19 protein-coding genes and 1 pseudogene are annotated in these 21,616 nt (G+C 67.7%); 9 read left to right on the top strand and 11 right to left on the bottom strand.

Going from position 1 to position 21,616, the window contains the following annotated elements:
* Positions 1-37 precede the first annotated feature (37 nt).
* Together QEP15_RS09270 and QEP15_RS09265 are read left to right on the top strand one after the other, a co-directional pair.
* Positions 38-943 (top strand): DMT family transporter, encoded by a 906-nt coding sequence (locus QEP15_RS09270; RefSeq protein ID WP_280148896.1) that lies wholly within the window; start codon positions 38-40, stop codon positions 941-943.
* A gap of 136 nt (positions 944-1,079) precedes the next feature.
* Positions 1,080-2,450 (top strand): carotenoid oxygenase family protein, encoded by a 1,371-nt coding sequence (locus QEP15_RS09265; protein ID WP_280148695.1) that lies wholly within the window; start codon positions 1,080-1,082, stop codon positions 2,448-2,450.
* On the opposite strand, the gene QEP15_RS09260 is transcribed toward QEP15_RS09265, so the two are convergent.
* Positions 2,435-3,319 (bottom strand): DMT family transporter, encoded by an 885-nt coding sequence (locus QEP15_RS09260; protein ID WP_056316119.1) that lies wholly within the window; start codon positions 3,317-3,319, stop codon positions 2,435-2,437. The two genes, QEP15_RS09265 and QEP15_RS09260, sit on opposite strands and share 16 nt — an antisense overlap.
* Positions 3,310-4,098, bottom strand: a complete 789-nt coding sequence (locus tag QEP15_RS09255) for a GNAT family N-acetyltransferase (RefSeq protein ID WP_217617856.1) — start codon at positions 4,096-4,098, stop codon at positions 3,310-3,312. Before QEP15_RS09255 ends, QEP15_RS09260 begins: the two co-directional genes overlap by 10 nt.
* A gap of 127 nt (positions 4,099-4,225) precedes the next feature.
* On the opposite strand from QEP15_RS09255, the gene pdxR reads away from it, so the two are divergent.
* Positions 4,226-5,731, top strand: coding sequence for a MocR-like pyridoxine biosynthesis transcription factor PdxR (gene pdxR, locus QEP15_RS09250; protein WP_152384020.1), 1,506 nt, complete (start codon positions 4,226-4,228; stop codon positions 5,729-5,731).
* Here pdxR and QEP15_RS09245 read toward each other — a convergent pair.
* Both QEP15_RS09245 and QEP15_RS09240 read right to left on the bottom strand, forming a co-directional pair.
* Entirely contained in the window at positions 5,728-6,024 is a 297-nt protein-coding gene (locus QEP15_RS09245; protein ID WP_056316115.1) for a hypothetical protein, read from the bottom strand. The genes pdxR and QEP15_RS09245 overlap by 4 nt on opposite strands.
* On the bottom strand, positions 6,024-6,656 hold the full coding sequence (locus tag QEP15_RS09240; protein ID WP_056569853.1) for a LysE family translocator: 633 nt from the start codon (positions 6,654-6,656) through the stop codon (positions 6,024-6,026). Before QEP15_RS09240 ends, QEP15_RS09245 begins: the two co-directional genes overlap by 1 nt.
* 152 nt (positions 6,657-6,808) lie before the next feature.
* Here QEP15_RS09240 and QEP15_RS09235 point away from each other — a divergent pair, with 152 nt between their 5' ends.
* Positions 6,809-7,642, top strand: a complete 834-nt coding sequence (locus QEP15_RS09235) for a DUF72 domain-containing protein (protein ID WP_152384018.1) — start codon at positions 6,809-6,811, stop codon at positions 7,640-7,642.
* A gap of 19 nt (positions 7,643-7,661) precedes the next feature.
* On the opposite strand, the gene gorA is transcribed toward QEP15_RS09235, so the two are convergent.
* Positions 7,662-9,020 carry a glutathione-disulfide reductase gene (gene gorA / locus QEP15_RS09230; RefSeq protein ID WP_175156720.1) on the bottom strand — a complete coding sequence of 453 codons (1,359 nt, stop codon included), beginning with the start codon at positions 9,018-9,020 and terminating at the stop codon, positions 7,662-7,664.
* A gap of 181 nt (positions 9,021-9,201) precedes the next feature.
* Between gorA and QEP15_RS09225 the strand changes: the two genes are divergently transcribed.
* Entirely contained in the window at positions 9,202-9,825 is a 624-nt protein-coding gene (locus QEP15_RS09225; RefSeq protein WP_108696702.1) for a LysE family translocator, read from the top strand.
* A 52-nt stretch (positions 9,826-9,877) separates the two neighbouring features.
* On the opposite strand, the gene QEP15_RS09220 is transcribed toward QEP15_RS09225, so the two are convergent.
* Both QEP15_RS09220 and nirK read right to left on the bottom strand, forming a co-directional pair.
* Positions 9,878-10,204, bottom strand: a complete 327-nt coding sequence (locus QEP15_RS09220) for a c-type cytochrome (protein WP_142049457.1) — start codon at positions 10,202-10,204, stop codon at positions 9,878-9,880.
* A 71-nt stretch (positions 10,205-10,275) separates the two neighbouring features.
* Positions 10,276-11,358, bottom strand: coding sequence for a copper-containing nitrite reductase (gene nirK, locus QEP15_RS09215; protein ID WP_062841822.1), 1,083 nt, complete (start codon positions 11,356-11,358; stop codon positions 10,276-10,278).
* A gap of 191 nt (positions 11,359-11,549) precedes the next feature.
* Here nirK and QEP15_RS09210 point away from each other — a divergent pair, with 191 nt between their 5' ends.
* Positions 11,550-12,308 carry a Crp/Fnr family transcriptional regulator gene (locus QEP15_RS09210; protein WP_152384016.1) on the top strand — a complete coding sequence of 253 codons (759 nt, stop codon included), beginning with the start codon at positions 11,550-11,552 and terminating at the stop codon, positions 12,306-12,308.
* Here the strand turns inward: QEP15_RS09210 and QEP15_RS09205 are convergent.
* The gene (locus tag QEP15_RS09205; RefSeq protein ID WP_280148694.1) at positions 12,305-13,150 is read right to left on the bottom strand and encodes an SUMF1/EgtB/PvdO family nonheme iron enzyme; all 846 of its coding nucleotides are present in this window, start codon (positions 13,148-13,150) and stop codon (positions 12,305-12,307) included. The two genes, QEP15_RS09210 and QEP15_RS09205, sit on opposite strands and share 4 nt — an antisense overlap.
* Positions 13,151-13,261: 111 nt before the next feature.
* Positions 13,262-15,547: a nitric-oxide reductase large subunit gene (locus tag QEP15_RS09200; protein ID WP_152384015.1), complete on the bottom strand. Its 2,286-nt coding sequence runs from the start codon at positions 15,545-15,547 to the stop codon at positions 13,262-13,264.
* Between the two features lie 212 nt (positions 15,548-15,759).
* Here QEP15_RS09200 and QEP15_RS09195 point away from each other — a divergent pair.
* Positions 15,760-15,999: pseudogene (locus QEP15_RS09195) on the top strand (aspartate racemase); the annotation flags it as partial.
* Between the two features lie 33 nt (positions 16,000-16,032).
* Here QEP15_RS09195 and QEP15_RS09190 read toward each other — a convergent pair.
* Positions 16,033-16,743 carry a Crp/Fnr family transcriptional regulator gene (locus tag QEP15_RS09190; protein WP_056316086.1) on the bottom strand — a complete coding sequence of 237 codons (711 nt, stop codon included), beginning with the start codon at positions 16,741-16,743 and terminating at the stop codon, positions 16,033-16,035.
* A gap of 160 nt (positions 16,744-16,903) precedes the next feature.
* Between QEP15_RS09190 and QEP15_RS09185 the strand changes: the two genes are divergently transcribed.
* Both QEP15_RS09185 and QEP15_RS09180 read left to right on the top strand, forming a co-directional pair.
* Complete coding sequence (locus QEP15_RS09185; RefSeq protein WP_280148693.1) at positions 16,904-18,559, top strand: acyl-CoA synthetase; 1,656 nt, start codon at positions 16,904-16,906, stop codon at positions 18,557-18,559.
* A gap of 35 nt (positions 18,560-18,594) precedes the next feature.
* Positions 18,595-20,364: an acyl-CoA dehydrogenase gene (locus tag QEP15_RS09180; RefSeq protein ID WP_280148692.1), complete on the top strand. Its 1,770-nt coding sequence runs from the start codon at positions 18,595-18,597 to the stop codon at positions 20,362-20,364.
* A gap of 27 nt (positions 20,365-20,391) precedes the next feature.
* On the opposite strand, the gene QEP15_RS09175 is transcribed toward QEP15_RS09180, so the two are convergent.
* Positions 20,392-21,579 (bottom strand): MFS transporter, encoded by a 1,188-nt coding sequence (locus tag QEP15_RS09175; RefSeq protein WP_280148691.1) that lies wholly within the window; start codon positions 21,577-21,579, stop codon positions 20,392-20,394.
* Between the last annotated feature and the right edge of the window lie 37 nt (positions 21,580-21,616).

Below are 21,616 nucleotides of genomic sequence, written 5' to 3'. Positions count from 1 at the left end.
GCAACGCCTTCCCCTGGACACGCTGGCCACCAGCGCCATGCTGGCGCTGTGCGTGTGCTGGGGCTTTCAGCAGATTGCCATCAAGCTGGTGGCCGATGACATCGCCCCCATCATGCAGATCGGGCTGCGCTCGACGTTCGCGGCATTGGTGCTGGCGGTGGTGGTGTGGCGTTCAGAGCGCGGGCGCGCGTTCACGGACGGCACCATCCTGCCCGGCCTGATCGTGGGGTTGCTGTTCGCGGGCGAATTCCTGTTCGTCGCGCAGGGTCTGGTCTACACCACGGCCTCGCACATGGCGGTGTTTCTATACACCGCGCCCATCTTCGCGGCGCTCGGCTTGCACTGGCTGCTGCCCGAAGAGCGCCTCAAACCGCTGCAATGGGCAGGCGTGGCGCTGGCCTTCTGCGGCATCGCGGTCGCGTTCCTGGTCAAGGGCGGCGAACCCGCCGTCCACGAGGGCGCCCGCAACATGCTGCTGGGCGACGCGATGGGGCTGGCGGCCGGGTTGCTGTGGGGCGCCACCACGGTCGCGATCCGCAAGACGGCGCTGTCCGAGGCCGCCCCCGCCAAGACGCTGTTCTATCAGATGGCCGTGGCCGCGGTGGGGCTGCTGGCCTTCGCCGTGGCCACCGGCCATCACGGCATCCGCTATACCCAGGCCGCCATGCTGAGCGTCGCCTTCCAGTCGGTGGTGGTGGCGCTGTCCAGCTACCTGGTCTGGTTCTGGCTGCTGCGCCGGTATCTCGCCTCGCGCCTGTCCATCCTGTCCTTCATGACACCCCTCTTTGGCGTGAGCTTTGGCGTGCTGATCCTGGATGAGCCGCTGGATGCGGGATTCGTGATCGGCGCGGTGATGGTGCTGGCCGGGATCACGCTGGTCAGCGGCGCGGAAATGGTGCGGGAACGGCTGCGCAGGCGGCGCGGCGGCGCGTCTCATGGTTGACTCAGGCCTCATGGTTGAACCGGCCATCATGGTTAACTCGGCTTTCACCCTGCGGTCCGGGCGGATATAACGGACGTTTGCCGCCCCGGACGCTTGCCGCCCCCCTCCCGGCGCGCGGCCACGGCCTGGAGTCCTCATGCAACCCTGGCACAGCGACAACCCCGCCCTGACCCGTGCGTTCGCGCCGGTCTTTGACGAACGCGACGACGCGAACCTGCCCATTGAAGGCGACCTGCCCGCCGGCCTGTCCGGCGTCTTCATGCGCAACGGCCCCAACCCGCAATTCGAACCGGGACCGGGCTACGCCTATCCCTACGACGGCACGGGCATGATCCACGCGCTCTACCTGGAAAGCGGCCGCGCGCGTTACCGCAACCGCTGGGTGCTGACCGCCGAACTTCAGGAAGAACGGGACGCGGGCCACCGCATTTACAACCCGACGTTCGGCCCGCCCCCGCAAGCCAACCTGGCCAACACCAACGTGCTGCGTCACGCCGGGCGGATCCACGCGCTCTACGAAGGCGGATGCCCCTACGAAGTGAACGACGCGCTGGGCACGCTGGGTCCCAATACGTTCCACGGCAAGCTCGCGGGCGCGTTCTCGGCGCATCCCAAGGTCGATCCGCTGACCGGGGAAATGCTGGCGATCAACTACGACCTCATGGCCGGCACGCTGCAATACATGCGGCTGGACGCCACCGGCCGGGTGGACCGCCAGGTGTCCTTCTCGTCCCCCTGGCCGGCGCTGGTCCACGACATCGGCCTGACCGCCACCCACGTGGTCGCATTCGTCTGCCCGCTGGTGTTCGACTTCAGCCGCGGACCCGCGGCGCCGGCCTGGGACCCGCAACGCGGCACGCACGTGCTGCTCGTGCCGCGGGACTGCAACGACGCGGCGCAGATCCGGTGGATCGAAGCGGATCCCTTCTTCAACTGGCACGTCGCCAATGCCTGCGTGGACGGCAACGTGATCGAGGCGGTGCTCCCCTGGCACGACGGCTACGGACCCAGCTCGCGCAAGCGGCTCGAAATGCACCGGCTGCGCATCGATCTGGACAGCGGACGCGTGGACGATCAGATGCTGGACGATCAGCCCTGCGAGTTCGGCCGGGTCAACGATGCGTGGCTCGGGCGGCGCGCCCGCTTCTGCTATGCCGGCCTGCGCGACCCGCGTCCGGGTGAAACGCCGCAGCCCGGCGCCTTCGAAGCCTTTGCCCGCTACGACCTGCAGACGGGTGAAAAGTCCGTGTTCCGGCTGCCCGCCGGGCAGACCGCGTGCGAACCGGTGTTTGCGGCCGACCCGGCCGGCGCGGGCGAAGCGGACGGCTACATCCTGAGCTTCGTGCATGCGGAAAACGACACCGGGGGCCGGTTCATCGTGCTGGACGCCCGCGACCTGGCCGCCGGTCCTGTCGCGCAGGTTCGACTGCCGCGCCGCGTGCCCGCTGGGCTGCACGGCACGTGGATGCCGTCGCCGCCCGAGGGTGCCGGTCAGGCGCGCCGCTGACCCAGGTTCAGGACGATCAGCCCCGCCCCGGCCATGACGAAGGCGAAGCCCCACCAGTCCGCCGGGGCCGGCCGGTCGCCCACCAGCGCCATCGCGCCCAGCACGCCCACGACCGGCACCATCAGCGTGGTCAGCGCGGCGACGGTGGCGCTGACGCGTTCGCTCAGCACGAACCACAGCCAGTACGCCACCGCGGTGCCCAGGATGATGTGAAACGAGAGCGCCCCCGCGACGCTGGCGGTCCAGCCGCGCGTGGGGAAGGACTCGCCGGCGATCAGCGCGCCGGCCAATGCGCAGCTGGCGCCGACGACGAGCTGCCACGCGGTGATGACGATGCGGTCACCCGCGACGGGCCAGCGCTTGAGATACACGGTGCCGGCCGCCCACCCGAACGCCGCCACCAGCGGAAACACCAGCCCCTTGGCGGCGGCTACATCGTTGCCAGCGAACACCGCCTGCAGCACCGGCCAGGCCAGCACCGCCACCCCGCAAGCGCCCAACAGCAGCGCCAGCCCCCGACGGCGATCCAGGCGTTCCCCCAGCACCAGCCACGCAAGCAGCGCCGACATCATCGGCATCGTGAAGGTCAGCACCGCCGCGCGCGACGTGCTGGTGCTGAGCTGCGCCCACGCCACGGCCAGGTTGAAGACGGCCACGGCCAGGACGCCGCCCACCACGATCCCGGGCCACGCGCTGCGCGGCGGCAACAGCGGCAAGCGTTTGGCGCCCGCCAGCAGCAATAGCAGCAACGCGCCGCTGCCCAGGCCGAGCACGCGCAAGGTGAACGGCGGGAAGATGGACAGAATGATCTTCACCGCCGGCCAGTTCAGCCCCCAGAAAAGGGCCAGTGCCACCGGAATCAGGCGCACGCAGCCGGGTCTCCTGCGCCGTTGCCCCGCCGATTGCTGGCCACATCGTTGCCCGCGCCGGCGGCCGCTTCGGCCGCGATCAACGCCGCCAGGCCCTGGCGTTGCTTGCCCTCGGCGTCGAAGTTGTCCGGGCTGAGCCAGCGCTCGTAGGCCGCGCGCCGCGCGGGCCATTCGCTGTCGATGATCGAGAACCACGCCGTGTCGCGGCTACGGCCCTTGTAGACGGTGGCCTGCCGGAAGATACCTTCAAAGGTGAAGCCCAGTCGCAGCGCGGCGGCGCGCGACGGCGCGTTCAGGCTGTCGCACTTCCATTCATAGCGGCGGTAGCCCAGCTCGTCGAAGGCGCGGCGCATCAGCAGGAACTGCGCTTCGGTGGCGATGCGGGTGCGCTTGAGCTGGCGCGAATAGGACACGAAGCCGACCTCGATGACGCCGTTGGGCGCGTCGATGCGCATCAGCGCCAGCGTGCCGACGGCGCGGCCCGTGGCCAGGTCGATGATGGCGTGATGCATGGGGTCCGGACTGGACTGCGCGGCGTCGGCGAACGTCCGGTAGGCGGCCTCGTCCGCGAAGGGGCCGGCGCCCATGTAGGTCCAGTCGCTGTCGTCGGGCGCCCGGCTGAAGGCCTGGTACAAGTCTGCCGCGTGGCGCTCGGCCGACAGCGGCTCCAGACGGCAATAGCGGCCGACGGCGGGCGCGAGCGGCGGACGCGGACGCGTCGTCCAGCCGGGCAGCGCCGGGCCGATGGGTTGCTGGAAATCGTTGGTGCGCGGTTGCATGCGGGCGGTGCCTCGGCGATCGGTTCAGGGCGCGCCGCCGACGGTGGCGGGCGCAACACCCAGGGCCTCACGATATCGGAACCGTGGCATCATAAAAAGCGCCACGAACCAGGAATTTAATAGGGCCATGACCGACTCTGCCTTGCGCGACGCCGCCAATGCTTCACTCCTGTCCAGTCCGCTTGCGCGCGGCCCGGGTTCGCTGCCGCGCCAGCGCCAGCTCATCCAGCGGCTCAAGCAGGCCATCCTGGCGGGCCAGCTTCCGGCAGGCGGCAAGCTGCCGTCGTCCCGCGCACTGTCCGAGGACCTGGCCATCTCGCGCAACACGGTGCTGATCGCCTACGAGCAACTGACGGCCGAGGGCTACGTGATCGCCGACCGCCAGGGCACGCGCGTGGCGCCGCTGTCGGCCGCGGCCCGCCACGCCGCCCGCCAGGCCGTGCCCAGCCCCACACAGGCCCCGGCGACCGCCCGCCGCCTGGCCCGCATCGTCTCCACACGCCATGCCGCGGACGCCACGCTGCCGATGACGCCCGGCACGCCCGCGCTGACCCAATTCCCGCTGAATGCCTGGCGCCGCGCGCAGGACCGCGCGCTGCAGGCCGCCCCGGCCGCCGCGCTGGGCTATGGCGATCCGGCCGGCGAGCCCGCGCTGCGCGAGGCCATCGCCCAATACCTGCGCGTATCGCGCGGCGTGCATTGCGACGCTTCGCGCATCGTCATCACGGAAGGCGCGCAGGGCGGGCTGGCGCTGTGCGTGCAACTGCTGACCAATCCCGGCGACACGGCCTGGCTGGAAGACCCGGGGTATCGCGGCGCCAAGGCCGCCTTTCATGCGGGCGACCTGAATGTCGTGGCCATGCGCGTGGATGCCGACGGCATCGTCATCCCCGAAAGCGCCTGGGCGCGCCAGCCGCCCCGCCTGATCCAGACGACCCCGTCGCATCAGTACCCCACCGGCGCGGTGCTGTCGCTGACGCGCCGGCTCGACCTGCTGGAACGCGCGCGGCGCGCGCACGCGTGGATCATCGAAGACGACTACGACAGCGAATTCCGCCATCAGGGCGAACCGATCGCCGCCATGCAGGGCCTGCTGCCGGACGCCCCGGTGCTGTACGTGGGCACATTCAGCAAGACCATGTTCCCCGCCCTGCGGCTGGGCTTTCTGGTGCTGCCCGAGGCCATCGCGCGCGAGGCCATGCCGTCCATCGTCGAAATGCAGCGCGGCGGCCACCGGCTGGAGCAGCTCACCATGGCGGCCTTCATCGAAAACGGCCAGTTCTCGCGCCACCTGGGCCGCATGCGGCGGCTGTACCGCGAACGCCAGTCGGCGCTGCGCGAAGCGCTGGCGCAGCATCTGGGGATCGAACACGAGGTGCTGGGCGGGCACTGCGGATTGCATCTGACCGTGCGGCTGCCGTCCGAATATGCGGATACGGCCATCGTGGCCGAAGCGCGCAAGCTGGGCATGAATCCCGGCGCGCTGTCTTCGTTCGCGCTCACGCCGCGCCCCGAGGACAATGGTCTGGTGATCGGCTATGGCAACACCGGCGCGGAACGCTTTCCAGCGATGGTGCGGCGGTTGCGAGAGGTTGCCCAAGCGGTGGCAAAGGCGGTGCCGCGGGCCCGCTAGTCCACCAGCCCACCGAGCACCAGCAGCGTCATGAACAGCCAGAAAAGGAACCCCAGAATCGAGCGCCGCAGCAGCGCCTTGACCGCGCCCCACAGGAACATGAGGCCCAGCGCCAGCAGCACCAGATTGAAGATCGACGGGCTCATGCCCATCGCGCCGGCCAGGCCGGCGTAGAAGTCCGCCAGCGCGCCGCCCAGGCCGCCCAAGAGCCATTTGATTCCTGCAACGATGGCGCGCAGGCCCTCGCCGAGCATGCCGCCCAGCGTTGCGAAAAATCCGTCCTGGGCCGGCATCAGCGTCGCGTATCCACAAGCATGCGCACCGCCAGGCCGGCCAGCACCGTACCCATCAGCCAGCGCTGCACCACCATCCACAGCGGACGGCCCGCCAGGAAACCGGCAATGGAACCCGCCATGATCGCGATCAGCGCGTTCACGGACAGGCTGATCACGACCTGCGTCATGCCCAGCGCCAGCGATTGGGTGAAGACGCTGCCGTGATCGGGCTGAATGAATTGCGGCAGCAGCGACACGTACATGACCGCGATCTTGGGATTGAGCAAATTGGTCAGGAGACCCATCGTGAACAATTGCCGCGGGCTGCTTTTGGGCAGGTCATGCACCTGAAACGGTGACCGGCCGCCCGGGCGGATCGCCTGCCACGCCATGTAGAGCAGGTAGAGCGCCCCGCCGATGCGCAGCGCGTCGTAGGCGTAGGGCACGGCCATCAGCAAGGCGGTGATGCCGAACGCCGCACAGGCGACGTAGAAGATGAACCCGACCGCCACGCCGCCCAGCGAAATCAGGCCAGCCTGCGGCCCTTGCGAGATGGAGCGGGACACCAGGTAGATCATGTTGGGGCCGGGTGTGAGCACCATGCCCAGCGCTACCAGGGCGAAAGTCAGCAGATGTGTCAGGTCGGGCATGGGAAGCCGGCGTGCGCCGGACAAAAGTCGGATCGTGAATGCACACCTTAGCCGAAAACTGTACCGGAACAGCGGAATTTTCCGATGGGGTTGGCGGCTAGTCGCGCCGGCGATACAGTGGACCGCTCGACCCCTTTCGTGGAGCGCAGTCCATGCCGAAACGTCATCCGTCCCCGGCGGGCCGGGCCGCCGCGATCCGCGTTGGCATCGGCGGCTGGACCTTCGAGCCGTGGCGCGGCGGCGTCTTCTATCCCGACGACCTGCCGCACGCGCGCGAACTGGAATACGCCAGCCGGCAGGTCACGGCCATCGAGATCAACGGCACCTACTACGGCACGCAAAAGCCTGCCACGTTTGCCAAGTGGCGCGACGAAACGCCCGAGGATTTTGTGTTCTCGCTCAAGGCGTCGCGCTATTGCACCAACCGGCGCGAGCTGGCGGGCGCGGGGGACTCGATCGATCGCTTCATTAAAAGCGGCATCGCCGAACTGGGCGCGAAGCTCGGCCCCATCGTGTGGCAGTTTGCCCCGACCAAGCAGTTCGATCCAAAGGACTTCGGGGCCTTCCTGGAATTGCTGCCGGACAAGGTGGACGGACTGCCCTTGCGGCATGCGCTGGACGTGCGTCATGCCAGCTTTGCCTGCGAGGAATATCTGGACCTGGCGCGCCGCCATCGCGCAGCGACCGTCTACACCGACAGCGACGAGTTTCCCGCCATTGCCGACCGGACGGGCGACTTTGTCTACGCGCGGCTGATGCGCGCCAGCCCCCGATACAAGGCCGGATATGCGCCCAAGGCGCTGGACGCCTGGGCAGAGCGCCTGCAGGCCTGGTCGCGCGGCGACCATCCGGACGACCTGCCGCACATCGGTGCGCCGGCCAAGCCTCCCAAGGCTGCCAAGGTTCAGGACGTCTTTGCGTACTTCATCAATGGGGCAAAAGAACGCGCGCCGGCGGCGGCGCGCGTCATGATCGAACGCCTGTAGCGTCAGGCGTTCGCGCGTCTTACTGCGCGACAGGCGTGCGCATCGTGACGAACTCTTCGGCCGCCGTGGGATGGATGCCGATGGTGTCGTCGAAGACGGCCTTGGTTGCGCCCGCCTTCAGCGCCACGGCAAGCCCCTGCACGATCTCGCCGGCCTCCGGGCCCACCATGTGCACGCCCAGCACGCGATCGGTCTGCGCGTCGACGATCACCTTCATCAGCGTGCGTTCCTGCGACTCGGTCAGCGTCAGCTTCATGGGCCGGAAGCGGCTTTCGAAAAGCCGCAGCTCGTACCCGGCGTCGCGCGCCTCTTCGGTGGTCAGGCCCACGGTGCCGATATTCGGCAGGCTGAACACGGCGGTGGGGATCAGCTTGTAGTCGACCTTGCGATACTCCTGCGGGCGGAACAGCCGGCGCGCAACGGCCATGCCTTCGGCCAGCGCCACCGGGGTAAGCGGCACGCGGCCGATCACGTCGCCGATGGCCAGGATGGAAGGTTCCGCGGTGCGATATTCGTCATCCACGTCAATGAAGCCGTCCTCGCGCAGCTTCACGCCGGTGTTCTCCAGCCCCAGGTTGTCCAGCATCGGACGGCGGCCCGTGGCGTAGAACACGCAATCGGTCTCGATGACGGCGCCGTCCTTGCAGGTGGCGGCCAGCGAGCCGTCCGCGCGCTTGTCGATGCGGGCGACCTCGGTGTTCATGCGCAGGTCGATGCCCTTCTTGACCAGTTCGTCGCGCAGGTGCTCGCGCACGCCCAGGTCAAAGCCGCGCAGGAACAGCGGACCGCGGTAGGACTGGATGGTCTGCGCGCCCATGCCATTGAAGATGGACGCGAATTCCACGGCGATGTAGCCGCCGCCCACGACCAGCACGCGGCGCGGCAGGTCTTTCAGGAAGAAGGCCTCGTTGGACGTGATGGCGTGTTCCTTGCCCGGAATGTCGGGCACCAGCGGCCAGCCGCCGGTCGCGACCAGGATGTGCGCGGCGCTGTAGGTCTTGCCGTTGATGTCGACCGTGTTCGGGTCGACGATGCGCGCGTGGCCTTCGAGCAGCGACACGCCGCTGTTGACCAGCAGATTGCGGTAGATGCCGTTCAGGCGTTCGATCTCGCGGTTCTTGTTGGCGATCAGCGTGGGCCAGTCGAACTTCGGCGCGTCCGCGGTCCAGCCAAAGCCATGCGCCTGTTCGAAGTCTTCGCTGTAGTGCGCGCCGTAGACCAGCAGCTTCTTGGGCACGCAGCCCACGTTCACACACGTGCCGCCCAGGTAGCGGCTTTCGGCCACGGCCACGCGCGCGCCGAAGCTGGCCGAAAAACGGGCTGCGCGCACGCCGCCCGAGCCCGCGCCGATCACAAACAGGTCAAAGTCAAATGCCATGGAGTTTCCTTCGCGCGGCCTGGCGGCCGGCGTTCACTGTCCGGGAAAGCTGTATTTAACACCACCGCGTCGCGGACTGCCGGGTCTTGGATGCCCGCCGCCCTGGTTCTCAGGCCGCCCGGTTGGGATACATTGGCCGCAGCCGGCCCCACGCGCCGGTCCCTCTTGCGGAGTTCCTTCCATGTCTCTCGAAACCTGGCTGGCCTTCCTGGGCGCCTCGGCCCTGCTTGTCATGCTGCCCGGCCCCACCATCCTGACCGTGATCAGCTATTCGCTTACCCACGGCAAGCGCGCCCGCCTGCCGCTGGTGCTGGCCGTGGCGCTGGGCGATTCGACCGCCCTGGTGCTGTCGCTGCTGGGCCTGGGCGCGCTGCTGGCCGCGTCCGCCTTCTGGTTCACGGTGGTCAAGACCGTCGGCGGCCTGTATCTGCTGTATCTGGGTTACCGGCTGCTGCGCGCCGGCGTGTCGCCGGCCACGCTGCCCGCCGCCAAGCCGGTGGGTTCGCGCTGGAAGCTCTTTGCCAACACGTATCTGGTGACCGCGCTGAACCCCAAGGGCATGATCTTCTTCGTGGCCTTCCTGCCGCAGTTCATCGATCCGGCGGGCGATGTGACGCGGCAGTTGTGGATGCTGTCGGCCACCTTTGTGGCCTGCGCGGGCATCAATGCCGCGGCCTACGCCATCTTTGCGGGCTCGGCCCGGCGGATGCTGGTGTCGCCGCGCGCGCAGCGCGGCTTCAACCTGGGCGGCGGCGCGCTGATGTCGGCCGCCGGCGTGTGGGCGTTGCTGGCCCGCCGCGTTTAGCAGGGCGGGCGGCCAGCCGCTTGTAGCGGCGCGCGCCGCCAGCCATTGAGCGCTACTTCGCTGCCGCCATCATGTATTCCACGGCGGCGCGCAGCGTGGCCTCGTCTGCCGCCGAGCCGCCGCGCGGCGGCATGGCGCCCTTGCCTTTCAGCACGGTGACCATCAGCGCATCGGTGCCTTGCGCCAGAAACGGCGTCCAGGCTTGTTTGTCGCCCAGCTTGGGGGCATTGGCCACGCCGCTGGCATGACACACCACACAGGCAGATTTATAGAGCTTTTCTCCGGCGGGATTGACGGCGGCAAGCGTGTCGGCCGCGGCATGCTGCACGGGCAGTCCCGTCAGCGCAAGGGCAAAGGCGATTCGAGCAATAAGAGGCATGGCAGCAATTCCAGGCGTGGGGTTGATAGCAAACCGGCAGGACGCGCGGCGCGCGCCCTGCCGTCTGGGCATTACTGCGGGATGGGGCCCGGCGCCTTGATCTGCTTCATCAGGTCGTCGTTCCACTTGCCCTCGACCTTGATGTGCCCGGCCGCGCCCAGTTCAAAGGCTTCGATCAGGTTGTGGTTCAGGTAGGCATACACGCCCGGCTGCTTGAACGTGTACAGCGCCGCGCCAGCCGAACCGCCGCGGATGAACCAGGTTTCCAGGTCCTTTTCGGGCGGATTGTTGAACTTGCCGGTTTCCCAGACCCAGTCGCCGTGGCCGCCGATCAGGTGGGGCCGCGTGTCGCGATTGGCTTGCGAATGGATCAGCAGCACGGTTTCGCCGACCTTGGCGGTAAGCGCGTTGTCGCCGGTCAGGGCGCCAACCTTGCCGTTGAAGACGATGTGCGACGGAGTCAGCTTGCGCATGACTTCCACGGTGTCGCCATAGCTTTCAGCGAGGGTCGCGTAGTCTTTGTACTTGCCGTTGGCGTCCTTGGGGATGTACAGGTCGAACTCGCCGATGGTGTAGACGCGGTCGTACTTGAGCGGCTTGCCTTGCGGGTCCTTCAGGCCTTCGCGCGGCAACACCATGATCGTGCCGCTCATGCCGGACACCACATGCCACGGCACCATGCCTTCCGGCGCGCAGTGATAGACGAAGGTGCCGGCGCGGTCGGCCTTGAAACGCATGGTGGCTTGTTCGCCGGGGTTCACGTTGGTCAGCTTGGCGCCGCCCAAGGCGCCCGTGGCGGCGTGGAAGTCGACGTTATGCGGCATCGCATTGGACTTGGGATTGACCAGGGTCAATTCCACGTAATCGCCCTCGTGCACGACCATCGTGGGGCCGGGCATGGATCCGTTGAATGTCATGGCCTGCAGCGTGGTGCCCTTGCTGTCGATGACCATCTTCTTTTCTTCGATGGTCATGGTGAATTCGACAACCTTGGGTCCCGACTTGGCCACCTGCTCATGCGGGTGAACCAACGGCGGGGCGACCAGCGTGACCTTGGCGCGCGGCAGCGTGTCTGCGTTCTGGGCGGAAGCCAGGCCACCCGCCATTGAGAACATCAGGGCGGCGGCAAGCAAGGTGGGGCGCAACGCGTTCATGTGCTACTCCTCTTTCGGTTTCTTCAAAGCCGAGTCTGTCGGCACCTCCATTGAAGAACCGCGAGCGATCGCGTTCTTTGCTGTAGCGCAAATTCGGGATAACCCTGCGGCCGCCCGCAAGTTGTCATGGTGCCCCTCAGGTGTCACCATCGATCCGTGGAAAATCCCTCCACGTCCACACGCGGACCGCCATGCCATCGCCTTTATGCCATGCCCTGCTGCGCAACCTGGATCTGTTCAGGCCCTTGTCCGACGCGCAGCTAGACACCGCGCTCAACGACGCCGTTCCCTGCCGCCTTGAAGCCGGCGAAGCCGCTTACCGGCAAGGCGCCGAAGGCGCCCATTTCTTCGTGTTGCTGCACGGCTGCCTCAAGGTCACCCAAATTACATCGGAAGGCGATCAAGTTGTCGTGAGATATGTCAATCCGGGCGATATGTTTGGCCTGGCTTGCGCGATGCGGCAGTCCTGTTACCCGGCCAGCGTATTGGCCGTGCAGGAAAGCGTGTGCCTGGCGTGGCCGGCGTCGGCCTGGGAAGGCTTCATGGGCAGCCATCCGCAATTGGGCGCGATTGCGCTGCAGACCATGGGACAGCGGCTGCAGGATGCTCACCTGCGCATCCAGGAACTGTCCACCGACGAAGTCGAACAGCGCGTGGCGCGCGCCATCCTGCGGCTGGTGCAGCAATCCGGGCAGCCCACGCACGACGGCATCGGCATCAGCTTTCCGATCACGCGGCAGGACGTCGCCGAGATGACCGGCACCACGCTGCACACCGTCAGCCGGCTGCTCAGCGACTGGAAGCAGCGCGGCATCGTCAGCAGCGGCCGCAAGCGCATCGTGCTTCGCTCGCCCGCCGCCCTGGCCAGCCTGTCGCAGAACGCGCAGCCGGCCATGGACTGCGCATCGTGCCTGTCTTGCCGCAACGGGTCACCGGCAACAGGCCACTAGCCCTCTTCCAATACCAGCCGCATTCCCAGGTTCGCGGGCGGCACGCCGACCGAACACGCGCCGTTCTTGGGATCGCGGATGAAATCAGGCAGGTACGCAATATGCCGTCCGGCCGCGACGCGTATGCCGCAATTGCGGCTCAGGTCCGCGTCTTCGGGAGCGTCCGGCGCCGCGTCCAGCACGCGGCGCGAGTGGCAATCGGACGTCCAGTCCCACACGCTGCCCGCCATGTCCTTCAGGCCGGCCGCGTTGGCGCCATACTGGCCAAACGGCCGCACGTCGATGTCGGCGCCCTGCTTGCCGCGGCGGATTTCCTGTTCGTATTCCGCCAGCCAGCGCTGCGCGGGGTCGTTGGGCGCCTGGCCGTTGTCTTGCAAGCCGGCAGGCGGCGCTTCTTCGCGATAGGCCTCGCCGGCGGCGTAGATCCATTCGGCATAGCGCGGCAAGCGATAGCGCTGGCCGGTCGAACCCGATAGCCACGCGGCGTAGGCCGTCGCGTCGGACCAGCTGATGCCCGTGGCGGGCAGATCGGCAGACGCGTCCTTGCGGTGCGCCGCGTCCAGCGGTTTGCAGGCGCCGGCGGCCACGCACGCCGCGTATTCGGCCTGGCTGACCTGCCGCGTCATGATGGCGACGCCGCGCGGGTGGCGGGTGGTGACCGGTGCGGGGGTGACGGGATAGCCATTGCGCAGCGCCTCGCCGGGGGGCTGATGCGTGACCTCTCCGGGCGGCAGCCGCGTAAGGTCAGGCAACGCAAAGCGGGCCCGGTCTGCGGGCCCGCAAGCGATCAACAACACTGTCATGGCGCCGGCAATGGTTGCGGCAATGGGCAGGAAGCGCATGCGGAGTTTCTCCGAAGCGCCTGCGCCAGGCCGGCGCAGGCTTTGCTTCCATTGGACCGGGAGGTCCCCTTCGCAACGTTGCGCTGGCGCAAAGTCGCGAAGGTACGCAGGTCAGCCGCGTGCCGCCTTGGGCGTCAGGCGCGGTTCGACCAGCGCGGGCTTGCTGCTGAGAAGGCCCAGGATCACTTGCATGACCATGGCCAGCGCGCCCAGCAGGAACACGACGTCGCCGAACGTGCGGCCCCAGCGCAGGGTCTTGAGCAGGTCCTGCTGCATGAAGGCTTCGCTGCGGGCGTACCACATGCCTTCGCTGACGCTGGCATGGAACTGGATCAGGCCCACGGGCAACAGGCTGGTGAAGATCATCAGGGCCAGACCGATGTTCATGCCCCAGAACGCCAGCTTCATCAGACCCGGGTTCAACGCGTACTGCGGGCGGATGTAGCGCAGGACCAGCAGCGTGAAGCCAAGCGCCAGGAAACCGTACACCCCGAACAGCGCGGCGTGCGCGTGCACCGGCGTGGTGTTCAGACCCTGGATGTAGTACAGCGAGATGGGCGGGTTGATCATGAAGCCGAAGACGCCGGCGCCCAGCATGTTCCAGAAGGCCACGGCCACGAAGCACATCAGCGGCCACTTCAGGTTGTCCATCCAGGCGGCGCGGGTCTTCAGGCGCCAGTTTTCCCAGGCTTCATAGCCCAGCACGATCAGCGGCACCACTTCCAGCGCCGAGAAGCTGGCGCCCACCGCCATCACAGGCGTGGTGGTGCCCGCGAAATACAGGTGGTGGAACGTGCCGGGAATGCCACCCAGCATGAACAGCGAGGCCGAAGCCAGGCTGGCCGTCGTCGCCATGCGGCGCGACACGAGACCCAGCGTGGAGAAGATGAACGCGAGCGCCGTGGTGGCGAACACTTCGAAGAAGCCTTCGACCCACAGGTGGACGATCCACCAGCGCCAGTACTCCATGACGGTCAGGTGCGTGCGTTCGCCGTAGAAAAAGCCCGCGCCGTAGAAGAGACCAATGGCGCCGACCGATGCCGTCAAGAGCGCCAGCAGGTTCTTGTCGCCGCCCGGCGTGCGCAGCGCGGGCACGATGCCGCGCAGCATCAGCACCAGCCAGAAGCAGATGCCCGCAAACTTGCCGATCTGCCACAGGCGGCCCAGGTCGACGTATTCATAGCCTTGATGGCCCAGCCAGAAGTTCAGCTCGGGCGGCATGATCTGTGCAATGGCCAGGTAGTTGCCGGTAAACGAGCCGACCACGACCAGCACCAGCGCCCAGAACAGGATGTCCACGCCCACCTTCTGGAACTTCGGATCGCGACCGCCGTTGATCAGCGGCGCCAGGAACAGGCCGGCGGCCAGGAACCCGGTTGCGATCCAGAACAGGGCGCTCTGGATGTGCCAGGTGCGCACCAGCGAATACGGGAACCACTGAGAGACGTCGATGCCATAGAACTTCTGTCCTTCAACGGTGTAGTGCGCGGTGAAACCGCCCAGCAGCACCTGAAAGCCGAACAGCGCCACGACCAGGAACAGGTACTTGCCCAGCGCGCGCTGCGAGGGCGTCAGGGCGAAGGTGGTCAGCGGATCGCGGGCGGGCGGTTGCGGTTCGTCTTCTTCCTGGCCGCGCAGGAACGCCCACGCCCAGACCAGGAAGCCGATGCCTGCCAGCAGCACGACGACGCTGATGATGGACCACATGACGTTTTCAGCGCTGGGCTGGTTGCCGATCAGCGGTTCATGCGGCCAGTTGTTGGTGTACGTGACCGGCTTGCCTTCGCGTTCGGTTGCCGCGGCCCAGGCCGTCCAGAAGAAAAAGTGCGTCAGCTGCTGGCGGCGCGTGGCGTCCGGCAGCGTGTTTTCCTTCATGGCGAAGCTCTCGCGGCTGCCTTGCAGGGCCGGTGCATCGGAAAACAACTGGTCGTAATAGGCCGCCGTCTGCTCGATGGCCTTGGCGCGGCGCGGCGTGATGGTCAGCGTGTCGGTCGCGGCGTCGCTGCGATTGGCGCGGTACTCGGCCTTGAGCGTTTCGCGCAGCGCGGCCTGCTGCGGTTTGGACAGGTCGGCGTAGGCCTGGCCGTGCTCGTCGCGCGCGGCCAGGTCCAGCCAGGCCATCAGCTCGCGGTGCAGCCAGTCGGCCGTCCAGTCGGGCGCCTGGTAGGCGCCGTGGCCCCAGATCGAACCGAGCTGCATGCCGCCCACGGACTGCCAGGCGGTCTGCCCATCCAGGATGTCTTCGCGCCCGAACAGCGCACGGCCGTCGGACGTCACCACATGACCGGGAATCGGCGGCGCCTGGCGGTAGACCTCGCCGCCGTAAAACCCGAGCAGTGCAAATGTGATCGCCACCACGGCGATCAACGTGAACCATAATTTCCGATACGGACCCATGATGGGAACGCCCTCCTGTGTTGCGGTTGGTTGGGTACGTGTCCTCATGCGAAATCCGTGCCAGAAAAAAACCACGAAGAATCAACAGGTTGAATTCTTTGTGGTGTTTTTCACTATCGCGATTTCGGGTATAAACAACCCCTGCATGGTGAATTTGACCCTGATTCGACCGTCATCTGGTCGATTGGACCGTTACAGAAGGAATCGCCTGGATGAACGCCACGCCGCTGCACATTGGCATCGTCGCCTGCTCCGCCGAAGGCGCCGCGCTTTGCTACCGCACCCTGTGCGCCGAAGGCGCGCGGCGCATGGGCCCGCATGCGCATCCCGAGATCTCGCTGCACACGCATTCGCTGGCAGACTACGTCGCCTGCCTGGATGCCCGCGACCTGGACGGCGTGGCCGCCCTGATGCTTTCGTCGGCCAGCAAGCTGGCCCGCGCCGCGCTGGACCATGCGCTGGGCGGCCTGGCCGCCTGACGGCGGTCAGATCTGATCCAGCCCGTACTGGCGCAAGCGCGACAGGTCCAGCACCTTGATCTGGTTGTAGGCGAGCGCCAGGATGCCCTGGTCGGCCAGCGTCTGCAGCGCCTGGTTGACCCGCTGGCGCGACAGCCCCGTCAGGTAACCCAGTTCTTCCTGCGAAATCGCCAGCGTCAGATCGGTGGACGGATACAGCTGCGGGTTGAACAGCTGCGCCAGCGATTGCGCCACGCGCGCGTCGGCATCCAGCAAACGGTGGTTCTGGATGGACGCGATGAACTCGCCCATGCGGTCATTCAACTGGCCGATGACAAAGTGCGAAAACGGCAGGCTGGCCGACAGCAGCGCGTGGAAGGTCGCGGTGGGCACCATCATCACCAGCGACGGCTGGATGGCCACGACATCGTATTTGCGCAGCTCGCGCTTGATGACGCTGCCCTCGCCGAACCAGCCGCCCGGCGGCACGCCCGAGAACGTGCAACTGCGGCCGGATTCGTTATAGATGGCCAGCTTGAGCAGCCCTTGGCTGACGCCCAGCCAGTAGTCCGACGGCGCGTTGCGCCGCGCAATCCACGCGCCGCTGGCCACGTGTTCCGCGCGCGAGGTCGCCAGCACCAGCGCCTGGTGCCGCGCATCCAGCGCCCCGAACCACGTACAGGCGCGAAACAGCGCAGGCAGTTCGTCGGCGGAAACTGTGTTTGAAACATCGGACATGGGAAGAACCGTGTAAAACTTGAGGAATGCGCAACCGGCCGGGGGTCTGTCATGCAGGCGACAGACGCCATTTTCCAGCCGGCCATAAGCTAGGGCAAGCGACGGGGATCAACACCCCGCGGACTTGATAAGGGGTCAACCCGCCCCATTGGAGACAAGCATGACCGGCATGTTCGATCACGGCCTTGAACGCCGCGAGGCCAACTACGAAGCCCTGACCCCCGTGGATTTCATTGCCCGGGCGGCGCAAGTCTATGGCCAGCGGCTGGCCATCGTTTACGGCAAGGTCCGCCGGACCTGGGCGCAAACCTACGCACGCGCCCAGCGCCTGGCCGGCGCTCTGGCCCAGGCCGGCATCCAGCGCGGCGAAACGGTCGCCGTCATGCTGCCCAACATTCCCGCCATGGTCGAGGCGCACTTCGGCGTGCCCATGCTGGGCGCCGTGCTGAACACGCTGAACACCCGCCTGGACGCGCCCAGCGTGCTGTTCATGCTGGGCCACGGCGAAGCCCGGGCGCTGATCGTCGACACCGAATACGCCGACGTCGCCCAGCGCGCCCGCGCCGAATTCCCGCACCTGAAGATCATTTCGGTGCACGACCTGGAAAGCGCTCCCGCCACGCTGCCGGGCGCCACCGACTACGAGGACTTCCTGGCGGCCGCGCCCGCCACCTACGACTGGAAACCGCCCGCCGACGAATGGGACGCCATCGCGCTGAACTACACGTCCGGCACCACGGGCGATCCGAAAGGCGTGGTCTACCACTACCGCGGCGCCTACCTGAACGCGGTCAGCAACATCCTCGAATGGGACATGCCCAAGCATCCCGTCTACCTGTGGACGCTGCCGCTCTTTCATTGCAATGGCTGGTGCTTCGCCTGGACCATCGCGGCGCGCGCGGGCGTGAACGTCTGCCTGCGCAAGTTCGACCCGAAGACGGTGTTCGACCTGATCCGCGACGAAGGCGTCACGCACTACTGCGGCGCGCCCATCGTGCAGAGCGCGCTGGCCAACGCCCCGGCCGAACTGCGCGCCGGCATCACCCACACCGTGCGCACCATGGTGGCGGGCGCCGCGCCCGCGCCGGCCGTGATCGACAAGATGCGCGAGATCGGCTTTGAGCTCACCCACGTGTACGGCCTGACCGAAGTCTATGGACCCGCCGCGGTCTGCGCCCACCAGGACGCGTGGGACGCGCTGGACCCCGAGCGCCGCGCGTTGCTGACCGCCCGCCAGGGCGTTCGCTATCACCTGCAGGCCGGCGTCTCGGTGCGCGACCCCGACACCATGCAGGAGGTGCCGGCCGACGAACAGACCATCGGCGAAGTCATGTTCCGCGGCAACATCTGCATGAAGGGCTACCTGAAGAACGCCCGCGCGACCGAGGATGCCTTTGCCGGCGGCTGGTTCCACACCGGCGACCTGGGCGTCATGACGGCCGACGGCTATGTCCGCATCAAGGACCGCAGCAAGGACATCATCATCTCGGGCGGCGAGAACATCTCCAGCATCGAGGTCGAGGACGCGCTCTACCGGCATCCCGCCGTGGCGGCCGTGGCCGTCGTGGCGATGCCGGATCCCAAATGGGGCGAGACGCCCTGCGCCTTCGTCGAGCTCAAGCCCGGCTGCACCGCCACCGCCGAGGAAATCATCGCGCACTGCAAGCTGCTGTTGTCGGGCTTCAAGGTGCCGCGCGCGGTGCGCTTCGGAGAACTGCCCAAGACCTCCACCGGCAAGATCCAGAAATTCGAGCTGCGCGCCGCCGTCGGCGCCACGTCCGCCATTGACGTGGCCGACCCCGGCAAGCCGGCCTGATCCGCTAATTCCATAAAACCAGGAGCGCCTACGCCATGACGTACCAAGCCCCCGTGAAAGACATGCTGTTCGTGTTGAACCATCTGGCCGGCCTGCCGCAGGTGGCAGCCCTGCCCGGTTTCGAGGAGGCCACGCCCGACACCGCCCAGGCCGTGCTGGAAGAATCCGCCCACTTCGCCGCAGAAGTGCTGGCGCCGCTGAACCATCCGGCCGACCGCGAACCCAGCGCCTGGCACGACGGCGCGGTGACCACCGCTCCGGGGTTCAAAGAGGCCTTTCGCCAATACGCCGACGCCGGCTGGCAAGGCCTGGCCCACCCCGCCGAATACGGCGGCCAGGGGCTGCCGGGCCTGATCGGCTCGCCGTGCTCTGAAATGCTGAACGCCGCCAACCTGTCGTTCGCGCTGTGCCCGCTCTTGACCAACGGCGCCATCGAGGCCCTGATGACAGCCGGCTCGCCCGAATTGCGCGAGCGCTTCATCGGCCCCATGATTTCCGGCCAATGGACCGGCACCATGAACCTGACCGAGCCCCAGGCCGGTTCGGACCTGGCCATGATCCGCGCGCGCGCCCAGCCGATGGGCGACGGCACGTACCGCCTGTCCGGCACCAAGATCTTCATCACCTACGGCGAGCACGACCTGGCCGAGAACATCCTGCATCTGGTCCTGGCCCGCCTGCCGGACGCACCCGACGGCGTCAAGGGCATTTCGCTCTTCCTGGTGCCCAAGTTCCTGGTCAACGAAGACGGCTCTTTGGGTGCGCGCAACGACGTGGCCTGCGTGTCCATCGAGCACAAGCTGGGCATCAAGGCCAGCCCCACCTGCACGCTTCAGTTCGGCGACGGCGGCGGCGCGCTGGGCTACCTGGTCGGCCAGGAGAACCGCGGCCTGGACGCGATGTTCATCATGATGAACGCCGCGCGGTATGCCGTCGGCGTGCAAGGCATCGCCATCGCCGACCGCGCCTACCAGCATGCGGTGGCGTACGCCGCCGACCGCGTGCAGAGCCGCCCCGTGGACGGCTCGTCGCGCGAGGCCGTGCCCATCATCCAGCATCCGGACGTGCGCCGCATGCTGGGCACCATGCGCGCCCTGACCGAAGCCGGGCGTGCGCTGGCCTACGTCACCGCGGGCCATGCGGACCTGGCGCATGCCAGCCCGGATGCGGACGAGCGCAAGCGCCACTTGGCGATCCAGGAATTCCTGGTGCCGATCGTCAAGGGCTGGTGCACCGAAATGTCGATCGACGTGGCCAGCCTGGGCGTGCAGGTGCACGGCGGCATGGGCTTCATCGAAGAGACCGGCGCGGCGCAGTACTACCGCGACGCGCGCATCCTGACCATCTATGAAGGCACGACCGCCATCCAGGCCAACGACCTGGTCGGCCGCAAGACGCTGCGCGACGGCGGCGCCGTGGCGCGCGCCCTGCTGGACGCGGTCCGCCAGACCGAGGCCGACCTGCAAGCCCGCAGCGAGCCCGCCGCCGCCCGCATGCTCAAGCCGCTGCGCGAGGCCCGCGAAGCGCTGGCCAGCGCGGTCGAGTTCATTCTTGCCAACGCGGCCGGCAATCCCAATGCGGTCTTTGGTGCGGCGGTGCCCTACCTGCTGCTGGCGGGCACGACCTTCGCCGGCTGGCAGATGGCCCGCGCGCTGCTGGCCAGCCTGGACCTGCAGGCCGAAGACCCGGACTTCCACAACGCCAAGATCGCCACCGCGCAATGCTTTGCGCTGCACAAGCTGACGCAGGCGCCGGGCCTGGCGGCGGTGGTGCTGGGCACGGCGGAGTACGAGGTTCAGCCGTAACCTGGCAAGCGGCGGGCGCGCACGTCTTCAGGCGCGCGCCCGACCCTGCCTTGCGCAGTTGGCGCGCGGCGCCGTTGCCGCCCAGAACACCAACGCCGCCACGCTGATGCCTGCGCCCAACGCGCAAACGCCCAGCCACCCGGCGCGCGCATACACGGCCGTCGCGGCAATCGAGCCCAGGCCGCTGCCCACGGCGTAGAACATCATGTAGCCCGCGACCAGGCGGCTGTGCGCCTGCGCACTGATGCTGAAGATCATGGCCTGGTTGGTCACGTGCAGCGCCTGCGCCGCCAGATCCAGCACCAGCACGCCCAGCGCAAGCAGCCACAGGCTGTGGTCCAGCAAGGCAATGGGGACCCAGGCCACGCACAGCAGGCCCAAGCCCAGCGCGGTGGTGCGCTGGCCGTGCCCGGCGTCGGCCAGACGGCCGGCGCGCGCCGCCATCAGCACGCCCGCGACGCCCACCAATCCGAATGCCCCCACCGCCGTGTGCGACAGCGAATGCGGCGGCGCGCTCAGCGGCAGCACCAGCGCCGTCCAGAATGCGCTGAACGCGGCGAACATCAAGAGCGCGATCGTGCCGCGCACTCGCAGCACGCGCTCGGTCGCGAGAAGCGTGAAGACCGAGCGCAGCAACGCGCCATAACCCAGCCCGGCCACGGGCAGGCGCCGCCGCGGCAGCCAGCGGGCCAGCACCAGCGCCAGCACCGCCGAAAGGCAGGCCGACACCACGTAGACCGCGCGCCAGCCCCACAGATCCGCCAGGGCGCCGGCCAGCGTGCGGGCCAGCAACAGGCCGATCACCACCCCGCCCTGCGCCGCGCCCACCACGCGCCCGCGCTCTGCCGGTGCGGCCAGGGCCGCGGACAGCGCAAGCAGGCCCTGCGTCATCGCCGTGCCCAGCAAGCCCAACGCCACCATGCCGGCCAGCAGCCAGGGCGAACTTGTCGACGCCGCCACCGCCGCTAGAGCCAGCACCAGCAGTGCCAGCTGCGCCAGCATCAGTCGCCGCCGGTCCAGCAGGTCGCCCAGCGGCACGACGAAGAACAGGGCGAGCGCGCAGCCCAGTTGCGTGGCGGTGACGACGATGCCCACCGCACCCTCATCCATGCGGAACTCGCGACCGATCGCATCGAGCAGCGGCTGTGCGTAATACACGTTGGCAACACTCAAGGCGCAGGCGGCGGTCAACAGCAGCACCAGCGCGGGCGGCATTGGGGGGTCTGGTCGCATCCTGGCGCGCGGGATCGCG

Origin of the sequence: Achromobacter mucicolens (assembly GCF_029866465.1) — a bacterium.
Lineage (GTDB): Bacteria > Pseudomonadota > Gammaproteobacteria > Burkholderiales > Burkholderiaceae_B > Achromobacter > Achromobacter mucicolens.
The sequence above is the reverse complement of the archived record's forward strand: the minus strand, read 5'-3'. Positions and strand labels throughout refer to the sequence as shown.